This window comes from Pseudoalteromonas sp. T1lg23B, assembly GCF_002964665.1.
Lineage (GTDB): Bacteria > Pseudomonadota > Gammaproteobacteria > Enterobacterales > Alteromonadaceae > Pseudoalteromonas.
In genome coordinates this window covers 1-6843 of record NZ_PQBZ01000039.1, presented here as the reverse complement: position 1 = coordinate 6843, position 6843 = coordinate 1, and the positions used below count along the sequence as shown (strand labels likewise).

The 6843-nt window shown below is 47.3% G+C and carries 6 protein-coding genes; all 6 read left to right on the top strand.

All coding sequences use genetic code 11. The features are described 5' to 3' along the window. On the top strand, positions 1 to 4501 hold a 4501-nt coding region (locus tag C2M32_RS16355; protein ID WP_199886178.1), incomplete at its 5' end, for a conjugal transfer protein TraG N-terminal domain-containing protein. Then, positions 4502 to 5104, top strand: a complete 603-nt coding sequence (locus C2M32_RS16350) for a hypothetical protein (RefSeq protein ID WP_105169396.1) — start codon at positions 4502 to 4504, stop codon at positions 5102 to 5104. It begins immediately after the preceding gene. Positions 5105 to 5181: 77 nt separating this feature from the next. Continuing rightward, on the top strand, positions 5182 to 5673 hold the full coding sequence (locus C2M32_RS16345) for a hypothetical protein (RefSeq protein ID WP_105169395.1): 492 nt from the start codon (positions 5182 to 5184) through the stop codon (positions 5671 to 5673). A gap of 20 nt (positions 5674 to 5693) precedes the next feature. Continuing rightward, positions 5694 to 5933: a hypothetical protein gene (locus C2M32_RS20890; RefSeq protein WP_105169394.1), complete on the top strand. Its 240-nt coding sequence runs from the start codon at positions 5694 to 5696 to the stop codon at positions 5931 to 5933. Between the two features lie 77 nt (positions 5934 to 6010). Next, positions 6011 to 6502, top strand: a complete 492-nt coding sequence (locus tag C2M32_RS16335) for a hypothetical protein (RefSeq protein ID WP_105169393.1) — start codon at positions 6011 to 6013, stop codon at positions 6500 to 6502. A 113-nt stretch (positions 6503 to 6615) separates the two neighbouring features. After that, positions 6616 to 6843: hypothetical protein (locus C2M32_RS20885; RefSeq protein WP_234401324.1), on the top strand; the 228-nt coding region annotated here is incomplete at its 3' end.

The window sequence follows — 6843 nt, the reverse complement described above, 5'->3', positions numbered from 1 at the left end:
ACAATTTGATAAAAGTGAGTTTTTAAATGGTCTGCGACGGGGCAATCAAAATGCCTTAACGACCAAGGTATATAGCGATAATGTGACGGGTGCCGATGCGCTGAATAGCTATGATGCACCATTTAGCACCGAAAACCCGGCGATGATGAGCTGTGCGAACGCGCAAACGCATATTTTAAGTGCGTTGGATGCGCCAGAATTTGAGTTAGCGCTACAGCGTAACGTGGAGGTGCTCAACAAAATCAACCTCACCTCGGTGGTCAGTGCGATGCAGTTGATGACCAGTGATTGGGGACTCAATGGTATCGAGTTGGCCAAGGCACAGTTCTTATTATCTGAATTGTATTATGCATGCTCTCAACAGCAAGAGACGTTAGCTGCACTTTGTGCTCATAACGGCTCATTACAGGCGAATGCGTTTGCAAATAGACAGGCGGCTTCGGCCTCAGGAATGACACTGAACCAAGAGACCTTGCCACTGATCATCAATGCGGTGGAAGTGTTCACCTACTTTATTACCACCTTGATCCCATTTATCTTGTTGATATCTGGGGGCTACATGATAAAGATCCTGAGCAGTTGGCTGATGCTGTTGGCGTGGGCGAATTTATTGCCGATCACCTCGGTGATCAGCCGATTGTATGTGGAGCATTATACGGGGTTTGCAGAGCAATGTACGGCACTGGGTGGACAATGTACCTTTTTGGGCACGATAGGGTCGATAGACACGAGTTATACCACGGTGGAGACGGCGTTAGGTATGGCGGGCACGCTCTCGGCGATAATTCCGACGTTGACGTTTTTCTTGTTATCGGGGTCGGCCTATGCGGCGATGGGGGCATTCGGAGGCTTGGCACAAAGAAATGGTGCGGGAGCAGCGGGTGGTGGCTCAGGTTCAGACTTTTCAGGCGCAGCGGGCTCAGGCTCGGGAAGTTCGGGCTCGGGCGGAGGTTCGGGTGGTGCGTCAGGAGGGGGAAGTTCCTCGCAGGGCAACAGTGTTAAGGTCGGGCACAGTGGTGCAGGCAGTACGGCGATGATGGCGATGTCCAGCAACTCAGGAGGCAGTAGTATAAGCAGTTTTGGTGGTGCAGGGGTGAGTAGCCCGAGTTTTAGCTCCGGTGGGTCGAGCTTTAATTCGGGAATGAGTAGCGGCTTTGGTGGAGGGGTGTCATCGTCATCGGGCGTGGGGATGGGAAGCACTTCTTCTAGTTCGGGCAGCGCTGTGGCCTCTGGCGGCAGTGGCATCACCATGACGCAGGCGACCGGTAATTCAGTTTTAGGGGCGGTGTCATCTGGTTCACAGGCACAAATGGGGGCCAGCGTGAACTCATCGACAGGTGCGTCATCTCAACCAAATGTAACGGCAAGTCAGGAGTCTAACCGCAGTGATCAGATAGCTGCAGGGGCTGGCCGCACTGTTTCCGCGCAACAAATGGAACAATTAAGCCAACAACAAAGGCTCAATCTTGCGAGTCATTTTACCAATACCGATGAACAGGCTGAGGAACTGGCGGGCAATACTCAGATGTTGGCGGCGCTCACCAATACGCTGAATGACCAAATGCATCAGCTTAACGGTCAGAGCGTGGCAGGAGAGCTCCCATACACCGAGCAGGCAGCCTTGAAAAATGACGCTATGGAGCGGTCGCAGTCAGAGCCGACTCGTAAAGTCGCCAGTGGCGTCGTATTTGATGGTAGGGAAATTGCTGCCAGCGACAAAATACTTGAAAGTGCAAGCGGCAGTGGTTTTATGTTCACGGCGGGTAACATGATCAATGAGGCGGCGCAGTTTATACCGTCAGAGCAAGGTCGCGCGCAGTTTAAAGAAGACTTTAACGACTTGATCCGCGAAAACCCCGAACACTGGCAGCAACTGAGTGACAGCCAAAAGCACAGTGCCGCTGAGCGTTATATTGATACTCAGGCTTCCCAATATGGTGAGTCTGTTGCACAGCAGTTTGCACAACGACAAAGTGAGTTAGGCGAGCAGTTCACCAATCGCGTCTCTGATTTATCACACAATATGGACATCAATAGCGCGCAGCGCCAAGCGGCCAGCGAAATGTTGATGAATAAACTGGCAGAGCAAGGCTCAGTACTGAGCCAAAACGGCTCAGCGGCCAGTGGCAGTGCGTTGCAAGACTATGCAGACCTAGCTGGGGTATATCAAAGCGCCATGGGTGAAGGGCAGGAAAAATATCAGCCTCTGATCGATGAAGTGCAAGCCCAAGCGCGAGACACCTTTGCAGCGGAGGAAATGCAGGCTGAGCAAATGCCAGCCAACCTGAACGCAGCGCAAGCAAGCCTAGCGCCTCGGGATGATGGCATCTACGATCGTCAAGGCAACTTTGTGTCAGCGACTGAGTTGTATGCCTCTACCGCACCGATTGATGACTTTATGAAATATGGTACTGAGGGTCAGCCACAGTCGGAGGAACAAGACTACTTCGCTGCACAAGAGGCTTCGCGTATGGCTAGACAGCAGGGAGTCATTGACAGTTATTTTCAAACGCATCAGGATGCCTACGACCAAACCATAGATGCGATGAATGCAGGCATAAACGCCGGCGATGCGGTGCGTCGTGAACACGACGCGCTTGCTCAGTTTCACGCAGCGCGTTACGAAAATGGCAACGACGTAGCGCACGTACAATTTAACGCGCTTGATAGTGCTCACGCCGATGTATTGCAAGGGTATGACTGGGAAAGCGCAATTCAATTTCAAAATGCAGCATGGAAAGAAGGCCGTGAAGGAAGCAAAGAACTTGCCGATTCCAGCCTTTTTGCTAACGAAGAACCTGCAAAGTATTGGCAAGATCTTTCCGTGCAGTTAGCCAAATTCGGTGACATAAACAAAGCATACGATAAAGAGATAGCAGAGGCTGATAGCTGGCTGGATGTGCTGGGGATCAGTGCACAGAGAAATGCTCACAACGCTTGGCAAGCATACAATACACTCTTACAGGCATCGACTGTCCCTATGCTGGAAGGCTTAGGACTAATGGATACTGGGCAAAGAAATGCCATTGAATTTGAATTGGGAGCCGGAGGGGGGAAACAAGCGAGTATCGGAGCCGCCTACTCGTTCGGGATCAATAACCAAGGTCAAATAGCGTTTAACCGTGCTGAGTTTGAAAACCGAAGTCAAGATTATGCGGTGAGCTATTTGCCTGAAAAGCCAGGCGCAAATATTAATTTCTCGCTGACCAAGGGCTATGATATGGAAATCAAAGGGTTGACTCAGGGACGAATGGTTGCACATGGGGTAAAGGCAAGTTTGCCAGCGAAAAGTGGATGGTTGCCCAATGAAATTGCTATTTATGAGGGTTACACAACCACCTCCGAGTCTGGCCCCATGGCGCCACAAGGGCGAGTGAGAGGCCTTGAGCTGGCATGGAGCCGAGATATTAATGTCGGATTATCCTCTCCCGTCAATGGCTTCAGTGCTGTTCAATATGTGCCCGAGCATGAAACATATAACTTTGAGGCGACCCCTTTTACAAAAGCACTTTACGGTTCGGTAAATGGTCTATTTAAAGCGTTTGAGGCCATCAGCCCATTTGATGAGACAATCACCACGGCGAAAGACACACAGGCCGCGACTGTCAGCAGTCAAAGTGTCGCAAGTGTTGAGCGGCGCAATAGTGTCAGTGCGAGCACGCGCAATGGCGAAGACGGCACCCATTGGGACCCATACCACCATGATGCCGATCCCGCAGCAATCAAAAAAGCCCACTCAGGGAAACTGGAACAGGAAGCGGTTAATAGACACCGAGCAGGGCTGAGGACAAAAATTGATAATGAGGGCTTATCCGCACCTGATGAGCGTTATGCTCAGGATAAAGTACGACTATCGGAAAGGGACATTGCGGATGAGAAAAGTCGGTTGTTAAGCGTCAACGGTGGCAACATTCATTTTGATTCTAGGCTGAGTGAGGTTGAAAAACAAAGCGGTTTAACGGCGCTGGCTATCAGTAGTTTAGGGTTGAAAAATGACCTCGCATTAGCGGAAGATGTATACCAAAATGCCCGCAGTGTTTATGATGGTTATGTGCAAGCAAAGGATTATCAACAGCTAGGTAGCGCACAATCCTTGATGCTTGATGCTGATAATGACTTGAGTGAAATACGTACACAGTTGAACACCCTTGAGAAAGGAAACATCCAATTTCACAGTGATCACTACACCGGAAAAGATGGTACAAAAGACTACAATACATTTGCAACAATGGACGATAATACCGGGACAATGAACATCTATACTCCGTTTTATGCAAGTGGGTTAGAAGGGCAAGTGAATACCATTGTCCATGAAGCCGTTCATGGAACGGATTGGAATACGCGAATACACCGAGTTGAGAGCGCAGATACGAACCCGTATGATGGTGAAAAGCACACCCCGGCTGTCAAATATGGCAATCAAGTAACGGAACGCGTCGCCAGAGCGAATGCGCAGAGTTTTATTAATAAGTACTCATGGGATTTAGGAGAGGGTAAATAGATGCGCCTATTCGCAATATGGTTGGTATGGTTGTCATTTGCTAGTGCTGCAGAAATCAGCGTTTACCAAACGTTTCATAAGGATAAGCAAGAAGTTATGCTGTTTTACCCCGATGGGAACAGTGAGTTTTTTGCCAACGGCCAGATGGCTAAGGGGGCGAGTGATGTTAAATATTGTCATGATAAGCAGGGATGGCGGTGTGTGTATAGTAAACATATCGCCCTCGCAATTCCTTTACAAAGAGATGACCGCCCCACTTCATGGTGTTTCGCAGGGTATAAGTTTGAAACCGTGCGCCAAGCCAACGAAAATGACATGCAAGTGCTTGGCTTGAACTTCAATAGCGAGGTCGAGGTTGTTATCAGTTATAACCCAGTTAAAGGCATTAAACATTTGTTATTACCCCATCTTGAAAATTTTGACTTTATTTTAAGCGCAAGAACGGGACTGATCGGCGAGCGTTTCAGCCAATCGGTTGCTGATAAGGCTATATTGACTAAAGATGAGCTGAGCACGCTACTGACAATGTGCCCTGATTATAATGAACAGATGAAAAACGCATTTAAAGGGCGGTTGCTAAACCTGCCGACCATTGTAAATTAACACCGATTAGACGCCACCCTACGAGACAGGATATGGGCGGCGTACCACATCGCATAGGAAAATAAGCCGTTAAGACCATGACCATTGTTTATCAATACCCTCAGGATATGCCTGTATTGGACCTTTATTCTACCATTTTATTTTTTATCGTGGCGACTATGATTATACTTGCCATGTCCTCAATTAAGTGGTGGGTAAAAGCCATCTGGTTAGGCTATTGTGGGTTCTCTATCTTTGGTTTTGAGGATGATGCAAGAGAAATTGAGATTGAAACGCGCTACTCAGAGGTGGTGACAACCTTGCGAGGAAAGCTGACGCTGTTAGATGAGGTCGGTCGTGGCGTGGGGTATATCTATCAGATCGGTGACACGGTTTTTCATCAATCGCCAAAAGGGAGTGGATTTCATCGGCACTGTTATCGTACAGCCAACTATAAACGATACCTTGGCAAGGAAATTGAACTGGATTATCACTACAAAGTCGAGCGCTATGGCGACGACGAAACCGATCCTATATTCATCAAAACACACACAGGACACTGTGTTACGCGATTTGTGGTACATGATTAGGAAGTAGTGCCTTAGTGAGCATGAGCCAGCCATGGTTGATAAGCTTAATTTTAGAAAGTACGACGTTGGCTTTCTTATTGTTTGGGGGGCTTTGTATTTATGTTCAGTATAAAAAACACAAAGAAGGAGTGAAATGGTATCACTTAGGGTTATTAATTGGCGCACCAATCATATTCACTTCATATCAAATATATACCTATGGTGATAGATTTGATGTAGTTAAAGGGCGGTTGCTAAACCTGCCGACCATTGTAAATTAACACCGATTAGACGCCACCCTACGAGACAGGATATGGGCGGCGTACTACATCGCATAGGAAAATAAGCCGTTAAGACTATGACCGTTGTTTATCAATATCCTCAGGACGTATATTATTTAGATCTCTATTTCGCGGGTTTTACTCATATCATGCTAACCGTAATTATACTTGCCATGCCCTCAATTAAGTGGTGGGTAAAAGCCATCTGGTTAGGCTATTGTGGGTTCTCTATCTTTGGTTTTGAGGATGATGCAAGAGAAATTGAGATTGAAACGCGCTACTCAGAGGTGGTGACAACCTTACGAGGAAAGCTGACGCTGTTGGAAGAGGTTGGTCGTGGCAGCTCCTATGTTTATCAAATCGGTGACACGGTTTTTCATCAATCGCCAAAAGGGAAAGGATTACACCGGCACTGTTATCGTACAGCCAACTATAAACGATACCTTGGCAAGGAAATTGAACTGGATTATCACTACAAGGTAAAGCGCTATGATGACGACGAAACCGATCCCATTGTCATCAAGCGATTTACAGGACACTGTGTTACGCGATTTGTGGTACATGATTAGGAAGTAGTCCCGTACTGAGTATGTTCCAGCCATATCACTCCTCCATTAATTGATACTGAGTTGCTGATATCCCTTGCTTACATAACAGTGAGTTCAATAGGTGTATATATATTTTGTTCAAAAAAGAAGAGTTTGACTTTACCCTCAGCAGGAGATGCGCGTCCTTGCAAAATTATAAAACGATTTATTCACCAGCCATGGTTGATAAGCTTAATTTTAGAAAGTACGACGTTGGCTTTCTTATTGTTTGGGAAGGAGTGAAATGGTATCACTTAGGGTTATTAATTGGCGCACCAATCATATTCACTTCATATCAAATATATACCTATGGTGATAGATTT

Bases quoted from the DNA above. Each gene is read 5' to 3' on its own strand.
- C2M32_RS16350 (WP_105169396.1), top strand. From the start codon at position 4,502: ATGCGCCTATTCGCAATATGGTTGGTATGGTTGTCATTTGCTAGTGCT.
- C2M32_RS16345 (WP_105169395.1), top strand. From the start codon at position 5,182: ATGACCATTGTTTATCAATACCCTCAGGATATGCCTGTATTGGACCTT.
- C2M32_RS20890 (WP_105169394.1), top strand. From the start codon at position 5,694: ATGAGCCAGCCATGGTTGATAAGCTTAATTTTAGAAAGTACGACGTTG.
- C2M32_RS16335 (WP_105169393.1), top strand. From the start codon at position 6,011: ATGACCGTTGTTTATCAATATCCTCAGGACGTATATTATTTAGATCTC.